Annotated in this window: 1 protein-coding gene; it reads left to right on the forward strand. The window is 56.4% G+C overall.

The window, feature by feature from the left end; translation table 11 throughout:
* Positions 1-1,932, forward strand: a 1,932-nt coding sequence (locus BN93_RS15195; RefSeq protein ID WP_044261094.1) for a TonB-dependent receptor domain-containing protein, incomplete at its 3' end; no start/stop codon positions are given.

A 1,932-nucleotide genomic window follows, 5' to 3' on the forward strand; every position in this document is an offset into this window, starting at 1 on the left:
ATGAAAATACATTCACATACAACTGCCGATGCCCTTCGTGGACAAACCATCCGCGCCGCGTTGGCGCACCGCAAGCCAGGCGTTTTGCTTGCTTGGGCACTCTTGTTTGCGTGCTTCGTGCCCGCAACAGTCTGCGCGCAAGCCGTTGTTAACGACACCACACGTGCGCACAACATTAAGGAAGTGGTGGTGAAAGCCAATCGCGGAGCGCGTGCCGTGGGCATGATTAAGCAAACGGCGGAGCAACTTAAAGTGGAAATGCCTGCCGACATGACCGACCTTGTGCGCTACATGCCTTCCGTGGGCGTGTCGATATCGGGGTCGCGCGGCGGCATGCGGGGCTTCGCCATGCGCGGTGTAGAGGCCAACAGGGTGGCAATAAGCGTAGACGGGATATTACAACCCGACATCCAAGACAATGTCGTGTTCAGCTCGTATGGCCTTTCCAACGCCTCGCGGATAGACTTCGACCCCTATCTGGCCTCATCGGTAGAGATACAAAGGGGTGCAAACTCGTTCGTATCGGGCAACGGAGCGCTGGGCGGAACGGTGAACTACAACACCAAAAACGCACGCGACCTGATAACGAAAGGCCAATGGGGAGGGTTCGCCCACGCAGGATATAACGGCAAAGACAACCTACGGACGTTCATCGGAGGGGCAGCAGCCCTGTGGAAACAATGGGAAGCGTTGCTCATGGTTACCCGCCGCGACGGCAACGAGTTGCGAAACTTCGCCCACGGAGCGCGAACCCGCAACATCACCTCTACCCAAACAGACCCCACCTCCTTTGCACAACACGCCTGGTTGGCCAAACTTGCCTATGCGCCCAACGAGCACCACCGCCTTGATGCGGCCTTCTACGCGATGAGCCGAAAGGCAGATGCCGAGGTTTGGACACTCGAACCCATAGACGCTTTCACGGCAGAAGGCAAGCCTTATTATTATTCGCACGACCAATCGCTCACCCGACAGGCTTCTGCCGGCTACCGCTTCACGTCAGACGAAGCACTGGTTAAGAAGTTCGCTGCCAGGCTACACTATCAGGTTTCGTATCTCGACGCCACTACCTGGACCGACTATTACCGTCCAAACTTCGACAAGCACAACGGCAACATGACCCTGTTGCACGAGGGCAAGCGCGACAAATACCGCGCACAAGAGATTGGCGACGCCCTGTTACGCCTCTCGGCCGACACCCGCAAGCTGCCTCTTGGCGCGCTAGGCCAACACAGCCTAAACCTAACTGCCACCACTTCGCTGCGCAATTACAACTCGCGCAACGTGGATGTGGAAAATCCCGTAGCCGCAAACAACGTAGACGGCTACACCGTTAGGCACGGAAAGGTGTACCTTTTGGGCGAGAACATGGGCACCACGGCCGAAGCTTACGCCTTTGTAAACCCCATCAAGCGGTTCAACTTGGCCCTATCGCTGCTAGACGAAGCCACGCTTTCGCCCGTGCTGAACCTTAAACTGGGCCTGCGTTACGACCTCTTCCGCACAACCGACGATGCCGATACGCAGGCGCGCAACACGGGCTACATTGCCTACCTGCTGCAAAACGTGCAGGGAGCCAACATGGATTTCAGTCCGATACGCAACACCCAAGGCGGCCTTTCGGCACTGGCCGTACTGGCATACACGCCCAAACCCTGGCTCAACTTGGCCTACAAGTTCTCCACAGGCTATCGGGTACCCAACATCGAAGAGCAGTATTTCCAGTTCTACAGCACGTGGCCATCGTTCCTTGTGATGGCAAACCGCGACCTGAAGCCCGAAAAATCCATCAATCACGAGTTGGAAATAACGGGCAAAACCAATGCCCTGGCCTACATGTTCAGTGCCTATTACAACCATTACTCCGACTTTATCGAGCTTCGGCAAGGCCTGCTCACGGTGAGCGAGCCACTTATGCAGCAGAAAAAGGCT

It is taken from the genome of Prevotella conceptionensis 9403948 (assembly GCF_000312305.1).
Lineage (GTDB): Bacteria > Bacteroidota > Bacteroidia > Bacteroidales > Bacteroidaceae > Prevotella > Prevotella conceptionensis.